The sequence below is a fragment of the Pseudoalteromonas sp. S2755 genome (assembly GCF_005886535.1).
Taxonomy (GTDB): domain Bacteria; phylum Pseudomonadota; class Gammaproteobacteria; order Enterobacterales; family Alteromonadaceae; genus Pseudoalteromonas.
This window is the reverse complement of the sequence record NZ_PNDS01000017.1, coordinates 37354-56512: the sequence shown is the minus strand read 5'-3', so window position 1 is coordinate 56512 and position 19159 is coordinate 37354. Positions and strand designations below refer to the sequence as shown.

The 19159-nt window shown below is 41.6% G+C and carries 15 protein-coding genes; 8 read left to right on the top strand and 7 right to left on the bottom strand.

All coding sequences use genetic code 11. The annotated features are described in order from the left end of the window. Positions 1–267 precede the first annotated feature (267 nt). Together CWC03_RS03700 and CWC03_RS03695 are read left to right on the top strand one after the other, a co-directional pair. Entirely contained in the window at positions 268–1005 is a 738-nt protein-coding gene (locus CWC03_RS03700) for a PhnD/SsuA/transferrin family substrate-binding protein (protein ID WP_249313938.1), read from the top strand. Continuing rightward, on the top strand, positions 995–1921 hold the full coding sequence (locus CWC03_RS03695) for a hypothetical protein (RefSeq protein ID WP_138580628.1): 927 nt from the start codon (positions 995–997) through the stop codon (positions 1919–1921). The genes CWC03_RS03700 and CWC03_RS03695 overlap by 11 nt, the downstream gene beginning before the upstream one ends. 51 nt (positions 1922–1972) lie before the next feature. On the opposite strand, the gene ushA is transcribed toward CWC03_RS03695, so the two are convergent. The 3 genes from ushA to CWC03_RS03680 form a co-directional block, all read right to left on the bottom strand. Continuing rightward, positions 1973–3562: a bifunctional UDP-sugar hydrolase/5'-nucleotidase UshA gene (ushA, locus tag CWC03_RS03690; protein ID WP_138580627.1), complete on the bottom strand. Its 1590-nt coding sequence runs from the start codon at positions 3560–3562 to the stop codon at positions 1973–1975. 63 nt (positions 3563–3625) lie between these two features. Next, on the bottom strand, positions 3626–3817 hold the full coding sequence (locus CWC03_RS03685) for a hypothetical protein (RefSeq protein WP_138580626.1): 192 nt from the start codon (positions 3815–3817) through the stop codon (positions 3626–3628). A gap of 102 nt (positions 3818–3919) precedes the next feature. Next, complete coding sequence (locus CWC03_RS03680) at positions 3920–4342, bottom strand: MAPEG family protein (protein WP_138580625.1); 423 nt, start codon at positions 4340–4342, stop codon at positions 3920–3922. Between the two features lie 117 nt (positions 4343–4459). On the opposite strand from CWC03_RS03680, the gene CWC03_RS03675 reads away from it, so the two are divergent. Both CWC03_RS03675 and CWC03_RS03670 read left to right on the top strand, forming a co-directional pair. Continuing rightward, entirely contained in the window at positions 4460–7345 is a 2886-nt protein-coding gene (locus tag CWC03_RS03675; protein ID WP_138580624.1) for an insulinase family protein, read from the top strand. A 118-nt stretch (positions 7346–7463) separates the two neighbouring features. Next, positions 7464–7973 carry a GNAT family N-acetyltransferase gene (locus tag CWC03_RS03670; RefSeq protein WP_138580623.1) on the top strand — a complete coding sequence of 170 codons (510 nt, stop codon included), beginning with the start codon at positions 7464–7466 and terminating at the stop codon, positions 7971–7973. Here CWC03_RS03670 and CWC03_RS03665 read toward each other — a convergent pair. The 4 genes from CWC03_RS03665 to CWC03_RS03650 are packed head-to-tail and all read right to left on the bottom strand — an operon-like array spanning position 7968 to position 12246. Continuing rightward, positions 7968–8546, bottom strand: coding sequence for a PqiC family protein (locus tag CWC03_RS03665; protein WP_138580622.1), 579 nt, complete (start codon positions 8544–8546; stop codon positions 7968–7970). The genes CWC03_RS03670 and CWC03_RS03665 overlap by 6 nt on opposite strands. Beyond that, the gene (gene pqiB, locus CWC03_RS03660) at positions 8543–10201 is read right to left on the bottom strand and encodes an intermembrane transport protein PqiB (RefSeq protein WP_138580621.1); all 1659 of its coding nucleotides are present in this window, start codon (positions 10199–10201) and stop codon (positions 8543–8545) included. Before pqiB ends, CWC03_RS03665 begins: the two co-directional genes overlap by 4 nt. Next, positions 10198–11391, bottom strand: a complete 1194-nt coding sequence (locus tag CWC03_RS03655) for a PqiA/YebS family transporter subunit (protein ID WP_138580620.1) — start codon at positions 11389–11391, stop codon at positions 10198–10200. Before CWC03_RS03655 ends, pqiB begins: the two co-directional genes overlap by 4 nt. Positions 11392–11451: 60 nt before the next feature. Next, positions 11452–12246 (bottom strand): thioesterase family protein, encoded by a 795-nt coding sequence (locus tag CWC03_RS03650; protein ID WP_138580619.1) that lies wholly within the window; start codon positions 12244–12246, stop codon positions 11452–11454. 262 nt (positions 12247–12508) lie between these two features. Between CWC03_RS03650 and dnaK the strand changes: the two genes are divergently transcribed. The 4 genes from dnaK to CWC03_RS03630 all read left to right on the top strand — a co-directional run bounded on the left by dnaK (position 12509) and on the right by CWC03_RS03630 (position 18850). Then, entirely contained in the window at positions 12509–14431 is a 1923-nt protein-coding gene (gene dnaK, locus CWC03_RS03645) for a molecular chaperone DnaK (protein WP_138580618.1), read from the top strand. 153 nt (positions 14432–14584) lie between these two features. Further along, positions 14585–15721, top strand: coding sequence for a molecular chaperone DnaJ (gene dnaJ, locus CWC03_RS03640; RefSeq protein WP_138580617.1), 1137 nt, complete (start codon positions 14585–14587; stop codon positions 15719–15721). A gap of 137 nt (positions 15722–15858) precedes the next feature. After that, positions 15859–16317 carry a Cys-tRNA(Pro) deacylase gene (gene ybaK / locus CWC03_RS03635; protein ID WP_138580616.1) on the top strand — a complete coding sequence of 153 codons (459 nt, stop codon included), beginning with the start codon at positions 15859–15861 and terminating at the stop codon, positions 16315–16317. Positions 16318–16594: 277 nt separating this feature from the next. Then, positions 16595–18850 (top strand): acyl-CoA dehydrogenase, encoded by a 2256-nt coding sequence (locus tag CWC03_RS03630; protein WP_138580615.1) that lies wholly within the window; start codon positions 16595–16597, stop codon positions 18848–18850. Positions 18851–19159: the final 309 nt, after the last annotated feature.

Below are 19159 nucleotides of genomic sequence, written 5' to 3'. Positions count from 1 at the left end.
TAAAGTAATAAATTCATCTAGTTATGAGTTATTGGTAAAATTACCTATTGCAATGAGTAAAGAAAATTGATCTAATAGCGGTCAAGAAAGGATAGGTTATTCCAATTAGTGATATATAGTAACATTTTGATTAGTAAATCAACAATTGTATCTTTGTTGTTTATAAGCGCATTATTGTGCTGGATTTTAGGGGCTCGGTTAATATCGGCAAAGCCTCTAACTCTTGATCCCGTCGTCCAGTATTCAAATACCTGCAAAACACGCTCAGTGTCTAATATCAACACATTAAAAATACATGTTCCGATTAAAAGCCTCGCGTTAGACGTATTAGTTAGAGCGTGTGAAGATGCAGTTGTCACTAGGCAATATGGGCAGGTTAAAGTGTATTGGGGAGGAAGTCTCGCTGAGCAAATAGAGTTTCTTGCAAAGGGGATCGCCGATCTTATTTTAACGAAAGACAACATCATGTCGGCTTTGATGGCTGAATCAACGCATAGTTATAAGCCTGTTATCGGTTATCCGGCTTATTCCGCCTTTTTTATCTCAAACACAGAAAAACCTAAACTCTCTAAGTCGTATTTCTTAGATAAAAAAATAGGTTTGCTTGACTATCCAACAAGTCGCTCTGGCCACATATTACCAAAAAGTGCATTTAAAGAGTTAGATATCGATATCAATGCACTCGATATTACCTATTTAAGCTCGCATCAAGCGCTCCGCGATCGGTTGGCTGCTGGCGAAGTTGATATTATAGCTTCTTATTGGTCCGAAGAAGATGAGCAGCGGTTTTCGAAGAATTACCTTACGCCAATTGCAAATAACGTTAGTGGCAGTAAATGGTATTTAAAATTGAACAACAATAACACTGATTTAGCTTGTGCAATGCAGGGAATTATTAACCAGGTGGCTCAATTAAGAACATCTAGTTACTTTGATAAGGTAGATAAATACTGGCAATGTGAAGCCTTACCTTATGGCTTTATCGGAGAAGACGATGGAAGTTAACCAGCGTAATATATTCGTTTTTATTGCTTTAGCACTGTTGTTTAGCGGCATTTTCTACATTTCTCAAAGTATTGAAACTAAGCGGGTTTTGAAGCAACAAAAAGAAGCGGTTGCGCTTCGTGTTGCTATTGATATGAGTCGTTTACCAGTCGCAGATCCTTTTTTACATTATGCAGGTAATGAAACTGAGTTAAGAGAATATATAAACTCACTCAATACTGTGTTAGACGCCCAAGACGCTCGTTTGACTGTTCTTGACATTAATACATCTGGAGCAGGACAGGGTGAAAAAAGTGAAGTACTAACATTATCAGCGCCACACAGAAACTTCTATGTCGCGGTCTCATTAGATGATACCAAGCCAAAATCAGCCTATATTTTTCCACTGATTATGGCGTTTATCGGCGTTGCAGTGTTCAATTGGGTAAGAAGAAAAGGTGTTGAGGCAAAGGTAAATTCAAACCAAGCGCTAGAAAAGCTACCGGAATTTAAGCTTGTTATTGATTTGTATTCAAAAACAGTGACGACGAATAGAGATAAACTAGTAAGTGTCCAGCTTGCCAACAAACCGTTATGCTTCTATTTAGCGCTTGTTGAGTTTTGCGATGTCAATCCCGATACCGTTCTTAATCAAAACAAAGAGATGCCAAAGGAGTTATTGGATCTCGCTGACAAATACTTTTACCGTTTAGTTGAGCTTGGGCATACCATTAGAAAACGACCCAACTTTACTAATAGTTTAGAAAAAACATTAAGTGAAATTAGAGCTGCACTGGATGAGGTATTAGACGCATGCCCAGAAAAAAAGGTGTTGTTTTATCCGCCGAAAGCACATGGCGAGGGGTCTCGTTCTAAATTACATAGTTACGGACTGAGTGGAGTGAAAAAGTCAGATATTGATATTATTGGTAAATAAAATAAATTCATATAAAGCGGTGCATCACACCGCTTTATATGAGTTACTTTTTTATAAATCTACAGCCTTTATGGGGCTATTCTTTTGAAAGTAATCTTTGAGGACCTGCGCATCAGTTAGGTCGGTAGCGGTGTACCCTGGAAGATGATTAATCTTCGGATAACCGTCACCACCAGATGCGTTATAACTATTCACACTCATGCGGTAGGTCTTACCGTCAGTTAATGGCTCGCCCGCTATGCGAACATTGGTTACCTTATCGTTCTTAATATCAAACGTAATATGGTGGAACTGTAAGTAAGCACCAGAGTCAGGTGGGAACTTGGCGACAATGTCTAAGTAGTTAATTAGGTCGCTGGCTTTCCAATCTATGTACGTAATGCGATTTTTAAAAGGGTGAACTTTCAGTACATCTTTGTAACTCACATCACCTTGTTCGATACTATCTCGGATCCCACCACCACTGATAATGCCAAAATCTGCTTCGACAGCTGTCATCTGCGCGTTAATGATGAGATCTGCTAAGTTGCTTTGCTTAAATCTAACCGTACTGCGACGGCCATCTAAGAAGCTATCTACGTATCCGACAGCACCAGCAATTTGTGCTTGTCCTTTTTCTTGAAAAGGTGTTAAAAAAGCGAGCATTTGCGGATCTTCTTGAATAGTTGCGCCAATAACGGCTCCGGATTTATCTTTTAAGTTTACAGGGATTAAGTTATAGCTAATCAAGGTTTTTGTATCACCATCAAGCCTAAATACGGCTTTGCCCACATACTTACCCCACTCATGTGCTTGCATAATCCAAACACCATTTTGCTTATCTGGTTTACATGTTTTGCCAGGAGCAAAAGCTGTGTCCTCGTTACCATTGTCATCGACACATACTGGCTCCTGAGAATGTCCACCGACTATTAAATCAAGCATACCTTTAGGAAGTCGGCGCGCAAGCGTTACATCACCAGGTGCATTGATCCCATGATTAGCACCGTGATAGTGACCCATGTGTGTCACAGCTATCATCACATCTGGCTGATATTTGGCTTTAATTTTAGGGACCCAGCTTTCTGTGGCTGCTAAGGGCTCAATAAAAGTCAAACCATGAACATGTTTTGGATTGGCAATTTTGACGGTATCAGTTGTTGTAAGTCCAAGTACGGCAATGGTCAATCCTGCACGTTCAATGATCGTGTAAGGCTCGTATGCGGGCATTTGATTTGTATTATCAAGAATATTTGCTGACAGTAGTGGGAAGCTTGCCCACTCAATTTGTTTGGCTAGTACATCTCGGGTGTTGTCAAATTCATGGTTACCAATTGCCATGGCATCGTAACCGAGTTTACTCATTCCCTTAAAATCAGGTTCGGCAAACTGTAAATCAGATTCTGGTACACCCGTGTTTATATCGCCTCCGGAAAGCAATATAACGGCATGTCCTGATTTTTCGGCATCACTCCTTAATTGGTCAATTAAGGTTTTTCTGGCAGCCATACCATATTCACCTTTTTCATTTTGCCAAAAACGACCATGATTATCGTTGGTGTGTAGTACGGTTAGATATTCTGCTTGTTGCGACTGCTTAGGAGAGGAAAAATGGCATGCTGATAATAGCAAAGCCGTTGAAAGGATAAGTAAGTTGCGCATAATTTAGAAGCTATTTGATAAATTATGCGCGTATTCTAGAACATTATAATTATTTTAATAGTGCTAACACTCAAAATTGCTATATTTTCTGGCGTTTTGTGCCACCGCAGATACTCTTCTGTCTAGTTCAGACTTTGCAAACTCACATTTTGCATGATCGGTTTCTATCATCCAGTTTAAAAAGCTCGCTGGCAGCGTGGAGTATGGTTCTCCAGCATGAAGTCCAAAATCGCAGATATCATTATCCTGTTTCATCTATGTGCCCCTGTTGTTCTTTTTGCCATCGCCATGCTAACAAATTGGCTCAGAGATTAAAGAACAATTAGTTAAAACGGATGGCATTTTTATCGTTTTTAGTTATATAAGTGTTAAAAGTAATGTGATCCACTGCAACACAATGAAGGCACATCCAGCAAGGTAGAGGCGAAAACGCGTTCTAATATGATTACTGCCGATATGAACATAGGCATGTGCAATACGGCTAATTACAAACAGTAAGGCGAAAATGCTGAACCACAAGGTGGCAAGTTTCATTGCGAGTGCGGCGAGAGAAACAACAAAAAACAACACGGGAATTTCGAACTGATTAGTAAAGTTTCTAGATGCCAGAATGACTTTTTCAGGCGCATTGTCGAGCGCCATGGTTTTGAATTGATCAAACTGGATCTGTTTTTCTCGTGCTGCTTTAAATCGACGTTTCCCCATAATGACCATGATGACTAAGGTCAGTAGAGTTTGTAAAAATAGCGCGGCGAGCAGTAAATAAATGGATGTCGGCATAGATTCCTCAGTTTACGAAGTGTTACAAAACAAAAAATTTCTATATTGCAAAAGCTTAGTCGAATGACGATGATAGTCTGGTTCCAAAAAGTAATTATCACAATAATGGATTGTTTTATGAAAAAGCTATTCGCAATTAGCACACTTACCTTAGCAGTTTTGACTGGATGTGGTACAACTTCTTCACTTAATCATTCAGGCGCAACTGAGAATCTTCTTTCAGAGCAACTGGTTGTAAGTCCTAATGATGATAGGCAATATCAAACGTTAACCTTGGAAAATGGCATTGAAGTTATTTTGGTATCAGATCCTTCGGTATCGAAATCAGCCGCAGCACTGAGCGTTGGCGTTGGTCTCCTACACGATCCTATGTCTCAGCAAGGGATGGCGCACTATCTTGAGCATATGCTATTCCTTGGTACAGAAAAGTATCCAGATAGCAAAGGTTATTCTGAGTTCATGACCAAAAACGGTGGGGCACATAATGCGTACACTTGGCTGGATATTACTAATTACATGTTCAAAGTGAACAACGATGCCTATGACGAGGCGTTAGACAGATTCTCCGACTTCTTTAAATCTCCAAAGCTTTACCCTGAGTACACAGAAAAGGAAAAAAATGCTGTAAACGCAGAATGGTCTATGCGTCGTGAAATGGACTTTTTCGGTCAATTTAAACTTGCACGGAACATGATGGGAGAGCATCCAGCTAACCGCTTCCTTATTGGTAACCTAGAAACGTTAGGTGATAAAGAAGGTAGCAAACTACATCAAGAGACCGTTGCTTTTTATGATAAGTACTACTCTGCGAACATCATGAAGTTAGCCATGATTTCTAACGAGCCGATTGAGCAGATGGTGGCAAAAGCGAAAAAGCATTTCACGACAATCAAGAATAAAAACATCGAGAAGCCAGAGGTTAAACAATCGCTTAACTTTGATAACGTTGGGAAAAAGTTGGTCCATTATAAACCAAATGAAGACGTTAAGACGTTACAGCTTGATTTCACTATCAAAAACAACGCAAGTGCGTTTGCGGTTAAACCGAACTATTTCATTACCTATCTTCTAAGTAATGAAATGGCGGGTAGCCCTGCTCAAGTCCTAAAAGATAAAGGCTTAATCTCATCGTTAAGTGCATTTGCGACACCGAATAGTTATGGTAACTACGGGACATTGCAGATTGATATTCAGTTAACTGATGAGGGCTTAAAGCAACGCGAGTTAATTACAGGTACGGTACTTGATTATATCGATATGATCCGTGATAAAGGCGTCGATAGTCGTTACTTCAAAGAAATTCAAACGTCGTTAAATAATCAGTTTAGGTTTTTAGAAAAAGGCGATGAGTTTGGTTACGTCAGTAACCTTGCAGATAGCATGCAGCACTACCCAATGAATCATGCTATCAATGCGAGCTACTATTATGCGCAGTTTGATGCAGATGCTGTTAATGCTGTTTTGGAACAGTTAACACCAGAGCAAATGCGAGTATGGTATATCAGTAAAGGTGAACCTACTGATGCAAAACTACACTTCTATGATGGTGAATATCAGATTGTAGACTTAAAGCGTAGCGATTTTGATAAATGGAAAGAAGAGGCAAATTTCGATTTAGCCCTTCCTAGTGTAAATACTTTACTTCCTGAAAACTTCGCTCTGAAAACATCTGCGGATGATGCGAAAAAGGGCGTTCAGAAGGTTATTGATGCGGATGGCGTAACAATCTGGCATGCCGCGAGTAAGCGTTTCTACCAACAGCCTAAAGGTAGTCTGAAAATTTACGTCAATAATCCAAGTGCATTAAAAGACATCAAAACCGAAGTTGCACTGTCGATTTGGGCTGATTTATACCGCTTGGATAAGGCAAAGTTGATGACGGAAGCCAGTATCGCGGGTATGCACCTTGGACTGACTCCTGCAAATGGGATAATGCTAGATATTTCAGGTTTTACTGATAAGCAAGCTTCATTGATAAAGGATGCGCTCTCTGGTGTTCGTATAGAAACGAATAAACGAGCTTTTGACCAAGCTATTGATCGTTACGTACGTGGCATTAAGAACCAAGAAAAAGAATTCCCATTCAGACAAGCTTTCGGGGTTTATCAAAAGCTTATCCGTTCAGGAAGTTATGATGACTCCGCACTGATATCAGCAGCTAAATCTTTGACTCTGGCCGACTTAGATAAAGTGCAAAATCAAATTCTGACGAATAACCAAGTTCGTGTTTTTGCCTATGGTAATTACGATAAAGCCGATTTGCAAACAGTAAAAGAGACGCTTGATAATGCGCTGCCTAAACGCCAAAAAGTGACCAAGTACGCACGTGCTAAGTATTGGCAACCAGAGCAAAAGCAGACACTGGTATGGCAGCAGGACATTGATGTTGCTGATGTTGCTGTAATCGATTTTGCAGTGCACCCAATTAAAGGCTATGCGCAAAAGGCGGCGGCGATGGTGCTTCAAGGTCACTTAAGAACGGCGGCATTTGAACGTCTGAGAACCGAAGAGCAGCTAGCGTATGCGGTTGGTGCAACGAGTGTTGCTATTGATGAATATTCAGCGCTAGGCTTTTATATTCAAACACCAGTAAAAGATGCTAAAAGCATGCAAGATCGTTTTGACGAGTATAAAGATGAATACGCTAAAGACTTAGCAGCGTTAGATCAGACGACTTTCGAGCAGTTAAAAAATGCAGTGTTAGTCTCATTAACCGAAGAGCCAAAAAACCTTTCTGAAGAATTACAGCCGTTAATAGGCGATTGGTTCAAAGAAAATATGGCATTTGACTCTGAAGCTAAGCTAATTGCTGCAGTTAAAGCGGTCACATTAGAAGATATTAAAGCGTACTATCAGCAAACTGTGATGAACACCGATGCTGCTAGATTAAACATTCAATTACGCGGCGCTAAGTTCCAAGCTGAGCCGTTTGCAGATTTACCGAAGCAAACTAAGCTAAATTCAGTTGATCAAATGTATAAAAACGTCAAATTCCAACAGTAATCTGTCGGTATTTCAGTAGTAATTAAAAGCTGGGCAAATTCGTTTCCCAGCTTTTTTATTCACTTATGCAAATGCTAAAGTTCCAATGGAAGTTAATTATGATATTTTCGGAGACTAGATGAAGATTGCGACAGGAGAAAGGATCTTTTTAAGGAAAGCGACGCTAAATGATGCGGGCTTTTTACTCAGGCTTTTGAATCAAAAAAGCTTTATCGATAATATCAGGGATAAAGGCATAAAAACGCAACAACAAGCTGAGGAACATATTGAGCAAGCTTATCTTATTCCCTATCAAATTGGTACGCCTGCAGCTTACATCGTGGTAGAAGCAAGCAGCAATAATAGTATTGGCTTGTGTGGCTTATATCAGAGATCTTATTTTAATATTCCAGATTTAGGCTATGCATTTTTAGATGAATTTACTGGAAAAGGCTATGCATCTGAGGCTGTTAGGTTACTCATGCAATATGCTAAACTAGAAGAAAACTATACTAAGCTAGGTGCTATTACATTAGAAAATAATTGCAACAGCATTAACCTACTTAGCAAAGTGGGATTTAGTCGGATTGGTAAAATAATAATTGATAACGACTTAACACCTGTAGTGGTGTTTGAGTGCCAACTATAAATGCAGACTTATTTGTGCAGTTAGTTGGTTAAAGTTTTTTTGATGTGCCGTTACAAGTGCACTAAAGCCATCCTGCTCAAGCGTTGTTTCAAACTGGAACGGTTGCACTTGAGTTAGTTGATAGCTCCTTTCTTTGTATTGGTAAAGATACCAAGTCCCACTCATTACAGCGCCTTTTTCAAAGTGCCCTGCGAACTCGTTAATTTCTACAACGAGGCGTTGATGCTCTTGCGTATTACGATAGAACTTATCGCTTTTAATTGCAGTGGTTTTGTTGGTTGCATTTAATGCGTTTACTAAGTTCCAACTCAGCATATCTGAAGGTGGCTGAGCCCAAAAATGAAAATTAGCGATATTTACTTTGTTCTCCGGTTGATATTGCACCAAAGCTTGCTGATCAAACAATTCAATTAACTGCACTTTATCAACCAATAGGACGTGATTGAGCTCAACTCGCTTTTCTTCAGCGATACTCTTTGCTTCTAACTGATAATAACTGACCGGCTGAGACGGATTCGTTATACAGCCCGTTAAACAAAATAGAAGCAAAAATATCGCTAAGCCAGTCTTCATTTATTTTTCCTTGGGAGTGGATCTGCATCGCTTTCTTTATTAAAAATAAGCATGTTCGGTTGTTCATTCAACCCTTTAGAAATAGGCTTTAAGCGATTTGACAAGCTTTCAAGTTCTTCAAGGGTATTACTCAGTTGATCCATAACACCTGAACCTTTTTGGTACTGGGTCATGGTTTGCTCAAATTGCTTCAAGCTTGATGTGAGCTGGCTTAACGTATCTTTTAAGCTCGTTAAATTACCGCCAATCTTGTCTGTTATCTTGTTATTATTGATAGACTCTACGAGTTGATTCATTTCCATTGCTAGTAACCTGTGTTGCTGAAGGGCACCTTCTAGTTCCTTAACAGTTGTTTCAAGAGGTAACCCATTTAACTTGTTCAGTAAGCTTGTGACCTGTTCAGAAAGTGCTGTAATACCGCTTGGAACGCTTGGTAATACTGGATAAATAGCCGTTTTGTTTGAACTAACGACTTCTGCACTTGGATAAAAGTCTAACTCTATATATACAGCACCTGTTAACAAATTACCACTTTTTAGTGACGCCCTAAGGCCACTGCTAATCCATTTGTCTATATTTTCTGACCAATATGTTTGTGCAAGCTGTGCATCTTCGTAAATGCGGCCGTACTCAATTTTAACCAATACAGGGACGGAGGTGTTATTTTGCTGAAAGTATAAAGGTCTATCGTCGCTAACACCAGTCGCAGGAACTTGTTCTATGGTGCCGATTCGCATACCCCGATATTCGATTGGTGCACCAGCTCGAAGCCCACGAATTGATTGCTCAAACTCAATGAGATAATAATCGAAGTGATCAAAGCGTTGTTCTAAAGCCATTGCGAAGTTTTTGTGTAAGGCGTAGGTTTTGTTTTCGAGCGCTACTGTGCCGCTTGGCATGGTTGGTGGATAGTCAACAGAAATCCCGCCCTTTATCATCTTTGCAAGAGATCCTGTCGACACTTCAACGCCTTCCGTCGACAATTTAAAATCAATGCCGGAACTAATCCAAAAAATAGCGTTCTCTGTAATAAGGGTATCGTATGGCGAATAGATAAAAATACCATATTCCATTTTTAAGCTTTCGACACTAAAGTGTGCAGACTCAACCTGACCCACTTTATAATTGCGGAAAAAAATACTGGATCCAACGTCTAACACTTCAGCATCTGAAGCCACGAGTTGATAGCGTTTTCCTTGCACCTCTGAGCTAATTAATGCTGGTTCATCCATTAAGGTGAAAATGCTCGAACGTGCGTTTGCTTCACCGGGAGAGAGCTCTATATATACGCCAGATAGTAAGGTATTCATGCCTGAGATGCCGGATTCGTCAATTCGAGGCTTTACTACCCAAAACGATGAATCTTCGGCCAATAAGTCACGGTAGGGCTGCAAAATCCGAACTTTTGCTACCACTGCATTTTGCGCTAATTCAAGCTTTAATGACTCGACTAATCCGACCTTAACGCTTTTTACTCTCACCTCAGTTTTGCCGGCAATAATGCCATCTGCGTCAGTCATTTTTATAAAAATAGTGTGGCCTTTATTTGCCTGATGTTGATATAACATCCAGCCTGTGATGAGCAACGCGATAATTGGAATAATCCAAATCACTGAAAATTTTGGTTTGTCTTCTATATCAGCTTGAGTAGTCATTGATTATTTTTATCCCACAATAATCTTGGATCAAAACTATTAACGGCTGCGATTTGGCAAAGCACCATCAAAGTAAAAAATACGATACCAATTTCCGGTTCGACATTTAGCACCGTACCAAGTTGCACCAAAGAAACTAAGATAATCACCACAAACACATCTATCATCGACCAGCGGCCAATGAATTCAAGCAAGCGATACACTTTTGTTGCTGTGATTGGGTCTTTGGGTTTTTTAACTCGTATTAGTAAGTAACTCAATAGTAACGCTTTTGCGATAGGAATACATATACTTGCGAGAAAAATAAGTGTTGCTACGGGATAAGAACCGGCTTCCCAAAGTACTTGAACGCCTGAAAAAATCGTCGCAGGTGTATGGAGGCCAAGACTAATGGTATCCATGATGGGTAGAAAATTAGCCGGTACAAGTAGCACGACGCTGGTGAGCATCCAAGCTAAGCTTTTTTGCGTAGATTGAGACTTTCGGTATTTTAGTTTGGCGTAGCAACGCTGACACTTTTCACCTTCTCCCAAAAAGCCACAAACCTTGCAACGTTTTAGCGTGGAAGATAAATTCTTCGGCTCCACTAGGTGACGATTACATTGAGTCTGATTACGCCACATATACTCGTGGTCAAAAAGTGAGAGGGCTTCAATAAAACATAAAACGAATAAAATATAGGCCCAAAACCCAAGGCCCATCTCCAATTCAGCAAAAGACATTAATTTAAAAGCGCTCACAAGCACGGCAACTAAAAATATATCGGTGAGATTAAGCGGTTTTAGTGCTGAGAGTAATTTTGCTAAATGCCGGGCATTGTGCGCATTGATGATTTGCCAATACTCGGTGTGTGCGAGTAGTAGCAACGAGCATACGGCAACAGGCATAACTAGGATAGTGAAGGCAAATAATCCAGCTAGAAAATAGCTGTAATGTTCAGCTAACAATATGAGTGCTTGCCAGAGGCTTACAACTTGAGTGATACCGTGTTGCGTGTAGGAAATAAAGTCTGGAAATAAGCTTGCGAACAAAAATAGTAACGCAGAAAAGCTAAAGGCTTGCACTAATTGGTTTTGATGCCCTTGTACATGGCATAAGACACACCGACAGTTTGGGCACACCGCACGCTTTTGTGACTCGATAGAGTCTATTTCAACAAGTGTATCGCATTCAGGGCAAGCTGTAATCACACAAAAATCCGTTGATTTCCTTTTATGCTAGTTTGCTTGATGCGCCCAAATTTATCAATGTTAATCAAATACCGCGACGGTTTGGCGGCTTAGGGCGAGCAACTTGCCATCTTGTGACCAAATTTTTGCATCTTCAATACCGTATCCATTTTGGCTATGGTGGGTCACGGCTTCAAATCCAAGCCAAGACTCTGAGTCGAGTGAAATATCACACACAAATTCAATGTACCAAGACATACTGCTGGCGGGGCTTGGTGCTTTACACATCTGGAGCAATGTTGGTGGCCATGAATCAGCGAGAGCCAGTGTATGTAGTTCATTTACCGAAGTAGATTGTGCTTTAAATCGCATCCAGCCACCCAGGTTTGAAGATGGTGCGCCGGAAAATGGCAAAGCGCCTTGCTGAGCATTGAGCGAGACATGTTGGAAAAATGCAGGCATCACACCCTCTTGGTATGGAAGAACTGCCTTTGGATTAACAGCTGAAAGAGTAGGGCTATCTTCATTTGTAACTTGGATAGCGGATGCTCTATCCTTGCCAAAACAACCGATAGCAATAAGACAAACATTGCCTGACTGGATCAGCTGAGTCTGCATTTGAGTGGCATTTTTACCGCTACGCAGAATGGTAGTTGCAACTGTAAATGGTAGGCCTTCTAGCAGTGGTCCAACAAAATTTACGCTCACGGAGAGTAGCCGACGAGGCTCTGTCAGTTGGTGCTTCATACTTTGTACCGCGATTGCGGCAGACAATCCGCCGAACGCAGTACGGCCTTGACACCAACTTGCAGGAAACGTCATTTGTGTTTGCGCTTGTTGTAAATGCTCCGATTGAATAATTTCATCAAATGTCATGTTGTCATTTCTCATTATTTATTATGTTGCACTTAGCATAACTGGTCTAACCAGGTAATCAAGCGTCAAATACATCGTATTTTCCTCTTCACTTGTTTCAAAATAAGCAATTAAGGGTGCTTTTTTGACCGAAACGTTCGAAAAGCAAAAAAATTTCAATTTTTTTCATTTTTTTTTAGTTGTGACGCTTGAATTACAAATCGGTGACCTTATTTATCAAATCAACTAACTGAACAACGAATTTTGAAGTCGGAGATGATTCATGGGTAAAATTATTGGAATCGATTTAGGTACTACTAACTCTTGCGTAGCGGTACTTGATGGTGACAAGCCGCGCGTTATTGAAAATGCTGAGGGCGACCGCACAACTCCTTCTGTTATTGCATTTACAGATGATGGTGAAACACTAGTAGGTCAGCCAGCGAAACGCCAGGCGGTGACTAACCCTAAAAACACACTTTATGCTATCAAGCGTCTAATTGGTCGTCGTTTTGAAGATGAAGAAGTACAGCGTGATCTTAGCATCATGCCTTTCAACATCGTAAAAGCGGACAACGGCGACGCTTGGGTTGAAGTACGTGGTGAGAAAAGAGCTGCACCTCAGATCTCAGCTGAAGTTCTTAAGAAAATGAAGAAAACAGCTGAAGACTTTCTTGGTGAGCCAGTAACAGAAGCTGTTATCACAGTTCCTGCATATTTCAACGATTCACAGCGTCAAGCAACTAAAGATGCTGGTCGTATCGCAGGTCTTGAAGTTAAGCGTATTATCAATGAGCCAACAGCCGCAGCACTTGCTTACGGCATGGATAAGAAGCAAGGCGACAACGTTGTTGCAGTATACGACTTAGGTGGTGGTACATTCGATATCTCAATCATCGAGATTGATGAAGTTGAAGGTGAGCACACGTTTGAAGTTCTAGCAACTAACGGTGACACTCACTTAGGTGGTGAAGACTTTGATAACCGCGTTATCAACTACCTAGTTGCAGAATTTAAGAAAGACCAAGGCATCGACCTAAAAACTGACCCGCTAGCGATGCAGCGTGTTAAGGAAGCAGCAGAAAAAGCGAAGATCGAGCTGTCTTCTGCACAGCAAACTGAGGTAAATCTACCATATGTTACTGCTGATGCAACAGGTCCTAAGCACATGAACGTTAAGCTAACTCGTGCAAAACTTGAGTCACTAGTTGAAGACTTGGTTGCGCAATCAATTGAGCCGCTAAAACGTGCACTAGCAGATGCTGATCTTTCTGTAAGCGACATCAATGATATCATCCTAGTTGGTGGTCAAACACGTATGCCACTTGTACAGAAGAAAGTTGCAGAGTTCTTCGGTAAAGAGCCTCGTAAAGACGTAAACCCTGATGAAGCGGTAGCGGTTGGTGCTGCTGTTCAAGGTGGTGTACTTGCGGGTGACGTGAAAGACGTACTACTACTTGACGTTTGTCCTCTATCTCTAGGTATTGAGACTATGGGTCAAGTAATGACTGCGCTAATCGAGAAAAACACGACTATTCCTACTAAAAAGTCGCAAACTTTCTCAACAGCAGAAGACAATCAGTCAGCAGTAACAATTCACGTACTACAGGGTGAGCGTAAACGCTCAAGCGATAATAAGTCTCTAGGTCAATTCAACCTAGAAGGTATTCGCCCGGCGCAGCGCGGTGTTCCACAAATCGAAGTTACTTTTGATGTGGATGCTGATGGTATCTTACATGTGTCTGCAAAAGACAAAGACACAGGTAAAGAGCAGAAGATCACAATCCAAGCTTCTTCAGGTCTAAGTGACGATGAAGTAGAGAAGATGGTACGTGATGCAGAAGCAAATGCTGAAGAAGACAAAAAGTTTGAAGAGCTAGTTGGTGCTCGTAACCAAGCTGATGCGCTTGTTCATGCTACACGCAAGCAAGTTGAAGAAGCGGGTGACGACCTTCCAGCTGATGACAAGACCGCAATTGAAGCGGCACTTGGCGAGCTAGAAACGGCAATCAAAGGCGACAGCAAAGAAGAAATCGATGCTAAGACACAAGCGCTAGCAGAGAAATCTCAGAAGCTTATGGAAATCGCTCAAGCAAAAGCGCAGGCTCAACAAGCTGGCGGTGATGCAGGTGCCCAACAAGGTTCAGCGAAAAAAGACGACGACGTAGTTGACGCTGAATTTGAAGAAGTTAAAGACGACAAGTAATTGTAGGTCTTGAAGGAGGGCGCGCTGGCTGTATGGCTTGTCGCGCCCTACGTGTTTATAAATTAGACTGTTGTCTGGCATTAATTTGCAAGCAACAGGGCTCGGCAGAGTTTGCAACGATGTAAGTTGCCAAGAAAGAGTAGTGTGATAAAAATGTCTAAACCTGACTATTATGAAGTATTAGGTGTTGCAAGAGACGCCAGTGAACGTGACATTAAAAAGGCGTATAAACGCCTTGCAATGAAATATCACCCTGATCGTACTGCTGGTAACGCTGAACTCGAAGCGAAATTCAAAGAAGTAAAAGAAGCTTACGAGATATTGACTGATAGTCAAAAACGCCAGATGTATGATCAATACGGCCATGCAGCTTTCGAACAAGGTGGTGGTGCTGGTCATGGTGGGTTTGGCGGCGCTGGCGACTTCGGCGATATTTTTGGGGACGTATTCGGTGATATCTTTGGTGGCGGCGGTGGTCGTCGTCAATCGAGACAACAGCGCGGTGCGGATTTAAGATATAACCTAGAGTTAAGTCTTGAAGAAGCGGTACGTGGGAAGGAAGTTGATATCCAAGTGCCAACTTGGGTGAGCTGTAAACCATGTGATGGTAGTGGTGCGAAAGCTGGTTCTAAGCCTAAAACTTGTACAACCTGTCATGGTGCAGGTCAAGTGCAAATGCGCCAAGGCTTCTTTGCGGTACAGCAAACTTGTCCAACTTGTCAGGGCACAGGTCAGATCATTTCAGACCCGTGTAACAGCTGTCACGGACAAGGCCGTGTGGAGAAAACGAAGACACTTAACGTTAAGATTCCAGCAGGGGTTGATACGGGTGATAGAGTACGTTTGTCTGGCGAAGGTGAAGCGGGGGCACATGGTGCTCCAGCCGGCGATCTGTACGTACAAGTGAGTGTAAAAGAGCACCCAATCTTTGTACGTGACGGCAACAACTTGTACTGCGAAGTGCCAATTAGCTTTACGACGGCGGCACTAGGTGGTGAGATTGAAGTGCCAACCCTAGATGGCCGGGCAAAACTGAAGATTCCATCGGAAAGTCAAACGGGTAAGATGTTCCGTATGCGTGGCAAAGGCGTGAAGTCTGTGCGTAGCGGTGCGGTAGGCGACTTAATTTGTAAGGTTGTTCTTGAGACGCCAGTAAACTTAAACGAGCGCCAAAAAGAGCTTCTACAAGAGTTTGAAGAGTCTATGGGTGAAAACAACGGCAAGAACCGTCCTAAAGCTCAAGGCTTTTTCGACGGCGTTAAGAAGTTCTTTGATGACTTGACGAAGTAAATCGAACTTACTTGAAAATGCCCGCTGCGATAGCGGGCATTTTTGTTTTGATGGATGATAGGTATTATCGTAAGGCGATAGCATAAGTTTTTGTTTCTTGGTATAACAGAAATCAAAATCTGCTAAAGGAGTTTTTAATGACACCTGCAATTAACCTACTAAAAAAGGCGAAAGTGGCGTTCCAAGTGCTGCAATTTGAGCATGATCCTAACGATCACGACTTTGCTAATGAAGCGGCGAAAAAGCTGAACCTAGAGCGAAATAAAGTATTTAAAACACTCTTGATTGACGTCGATGGTAAATTGCATGTAGCCGTTTCTCCCGCTACACAGCAAGTAGATTTAAAAGCCTTTGCTAAAGCATGTAAGGGGAAAAAAGCGCAGCTTACAGATCAACAAAACGCGCAGAAGGTGACCGGTTATTTAATTGGTGGTATAAGTCCGTTTGCGCAGAAAAAGCAGCTGCCAACCTTACTTCACGAGAGTGCTTTAGCATTTGACCAAATTTATGTTAGTGCAGGCAAACGCGGAGTGGAAGTCGTTGTTTCACCAGCTACGATAGAACAGCTATGTAAAGCAAAAATCGCACTGTTTTAATGGTAGTGCTCAGCTTTAAAAACCATCTTGATTATAAATAAACTGTCATTTCATAGCAGCTAGAGCTGTTAAGCCTCCTCGTCCACTCTTATTTACTTCTAAGAACAGTAATTTACTTTTTTCGACTTACAGCTGTAAGCCATTAATTTTGCAGTCATTTATATTAATCACTCGATAACTCAGTAAAAAAGCCGTTAAAAAGTTAGGTAGAGTAATTGATCTAATCAAATTTTTATGCCGTAATGTAGATATATCTATCTGGTCGGATGAGTTAATTATGAGCCTAAGAACGAATTTAAGAAAGATCCTCCCAAGCATTTCAATCACAGAACAAGAAGCATTAGATGCAGGTGATGTTTGGTTAGAAGGGTCGATTTATCAAGGTAAGCCTGACTTTTCGGCGCTGCGCGCTGTACCTGAAGCTAAGCTAAGCGCAGAAGAGCAAGCCTTTTTAGAAGGTCCAGTTAAAGAATTAATGAGTATGATCGATGACTCGGAAATTCAAAATGGCAAACACCTGCCGGAGCATGTGCTTGAATTTTTGAAAAAAGAGAGATTTTTCTCTTTGATCATTCCAAAAGAATACGGTGGTCTAGAGTTTAGCCCTTACGCAAACTCAACGATTGTAGGTACAATTGCGACTAAATCCTCTGCAGTTGCGGTAACGGTAATGGTTCCTAATTCACTAGGTCCGGGTGAGTTATTGCTTCATTATGGTACTAAAGAGCAGCAAGCGCACTATCTTCCTCGCTTAGCAAACGGTCGTGATATTCCGTGTTTCGCGTTAACAAGCCCTGAAGCCGGTTCAGATGCCGGTGGCATTCCGGATCAAGGTATTGTTAAAAAGGGCATGCACAACGGCGAAGAAGTACTTGGTCTTGAAATAACATGGGACAAACGCTACATCACACTTGCGCCGATTGCGACAGTACTCGGTTTAGCATTTAAAGTATTGGATCCTGAGGGATTACTAGGCGGTAAGAAAGAACTAGGGATCACCTGTGCGTTAATTCCACATGACCATCCGGGTGTGCAACTTGGTAATCGTCATGACCCGATGGGAATACGCTTCTATAACGGCACAACGCGTGGTGAAAAAGTTTTTATCCCAATGGACTTTATTATCGGTGGCCAGAAGAATATCGGTCGCGGCTGGCAGATGTTGGTAAGCTGCTTAGGTGCTGGACGTGGTATTTCATTACCAGCGCTAGGCGTATCAACTAGCCAAGTCGCACTGAAATCTGCATCTGAATATGCTGCGGTACGTGAGCAATTTGGCCTTTCGATCGGCCAGTTTGAAGGTATTCAAGAAAAGCTTGCGGACATTGCAGGCAAAGCATACATGCAAGAGGCAATGCGAGTGTTAACAACAGAAGGCTTAGGCATGGGCCTTAAGCCATCTGTAGTAACAGCAATTGCAAAATACCACATGACTGAAACGGGGCGCGATGTGTTGGACTCTGCAATGGATATCCTAGCGGGTAAGGCCATTCAAAACGGTCCTCAGAACACCCTTGCAAGCGGTTATGTTGCCCAACCAATAGCGATTACCGTAGAAGGTGCGAACATCCTAACGCGTAATTTGATGATCTTTGGTCAAGGTGTAATGCGCTGTCACCCATATCTACAGTCGATGGTTGAATCTATTCACAGTGAAGAGAAAGATGCCGACAGTAAATTCCGTGGTATTTTGACAAAAACAGTTAGCTATAGCGTTGCCAACAGCTTACGCGCTTTCAAATACGGCCTTATGCCTTTCACTGCTGATGCAAAGTCACCATTACCAGAAGTGCGTGCTTATGAAAAAGCCGCGCATAGATTAGCAGCGAAGCTTGCGGTATATGCAGACTTCTCACTACTTGTGCTAGGCGGAAAACTGAAGCAAGCAGAAATGCTGTCAGCACGCCTTGGTGATGTAATGAGTCACTTATATGCAGCGATGGCTTCAATCAAATACTATGAGCAGAAAGTAGCGGTAGCAGAGCGTGAGCAAGCAGCACCTTATTTCCATTATGCGACAAGGCATGCACTTATGAGTGCTGAAGAAGCGCTGCATAAGTTCTTAGACAACTTCCCGGCAAGTGGTACTCGTAAATTTATGCGTGTGATCACGATGCAGTTTAGTGGTAAACAAATGCCTAAGATTAATGATGATATGATCAGAGAGTTAGCCGCTGCAGCGCAAATGGACACACCGTTCAAAGCGCAGCTTACTCATCTTGTGAAACCTACAGCGGGTGATGGTCATGATATCAATGAGCAAGCATATAAAGCTAAGATGGGTTGTCTTGACCTGCTTGCCAAAGTTAAAAAGGCAGTTCGCAAGCGTGAGATCCAACCAGGTGTTCGTTTTGAACAAACCTTAGATAATGCACTCGTTGGTAACCTTATCAACGAGGAGGAGTACGCAAAACTGGTTGATTACAACCGCAAGCGTGAAAAAGCAATTCGAGTGGATGAGTTCGACTTCGATTTAAACTTGTTAGATGAACAAAGCGCGAAAGAAACAGTCAAGCAAGCTGTGAATGAGTAAGTTAAACAAATAACTTTTCTGTAAAAGTAAAAGCCCTTAACCATTCGGTTAAGGGCTTTTTCATGTTGGGTAAAGATAATAACACCAGCTATAATTAAAGAGCACTGTAAAACGGTTTGCTTATTGTACCAATTTGCCTTAATACTCGCTCAATTTGAAGGCGCATATCTGACGCTAACAGCGTTAAAGTTTTGTTATTTAGAACAACTAAATAGCAAAAGTTTTGCCTAGTTATCGACAAGATTTTCTCGCCTCAAAATAGCTCACTTAATTAAGCAAATTGGTATAAAAAAGCAGCCATAAAGGCTG

Bases quoted from the DNA above. Each gene is read 5' to 3' on its own strand.
- dnaJ (WP_138580617.1), top strand. From the start codon at position 14,585: ATGTCTAAACCTGACTATTATGAAGTATTAGGTGTTGCAAGAGACGCC.
- ushA (WP_138580627.1), bottom strand. From the start codon at position 3,562: ATGCGCAACTTACTTATCCTTTCAACGGCTTTGCTATTATCAGCATGC.
- ybaK (WP_138580616.1), top strand. From the start codon at position 15,859: ATGACACCTGCAATTAACCTACTAAAAAAGGCGAAAGTGGCGTTCCAA.
- CWC03_RS03630 (WP_138580615.1), top strand. From the start codon at position 16,595: ATGAGCCTAAGAACGAATTTAAGAAAGATCCTCCCAAGCATTTCAATC.
- CWC03_RS03685 (WP_138580626.1), bottom strand. From the start codon at position 3,817: ATGAAACAGGATAATGATATCTGCGATTTTGGACTTCATGCTGGAGAA.
- pqiB (WP_138580621.1), bottom strand. From the start codon at position 10,201: ATGACTACTCAAGCTGATATAGAAGACAAACCAAAATTTTCAGTGATT.
- CWC03_RS03670 (WP_138580623.1), top strand. From the start codon at position 7,464: ATGAAGATTGCGACAGGAGAAAGGATCTTTTTAAGGAAAGCGACGCTA.
- CWC03_RS03650 (WP_138580619.1), bottom strand. From the start codon at position 12,246: ATGACATTTGATGAAATTATTCAATCGGAGCATTTACAACAAGCGCAA.
- CWC03_RS03695 (WP_138580628.1), top strand. From the start codon at position 995: ATGGAAGTTAACCAGCGTAATATATTCGTTTTTATTGCTTTAGCACTG.
- CWC03_RS03675 (WP_138580624.1), top strand. From the start codon at position 4,460: ATGAAAAAGCTATTCGCAATTAGCACACTTACCTTAGCAGTTTTGACT.
- CWC03_RS03665 (WP_138580622.1), bottom strand. From the start codon at position 8,546: ATGAAGACTGGCTTAGCGATATTTTTGCTTCTATTTTGTTTAACGGGC.
- CWC03_RS03680 (WP_138580625.1), bottom strand. From the start codon at position 4,342: ATGCCGACATCCATTTATTTACTGCTCGCCGCGCTATTTTTACAAACT.
- dnaK (WP_138580618.1), top strand. From the start codon at position 12,509: ATGGGTAAAATTATTGGAATCGATTTAGGTACTACTAACTCTTGCGTA.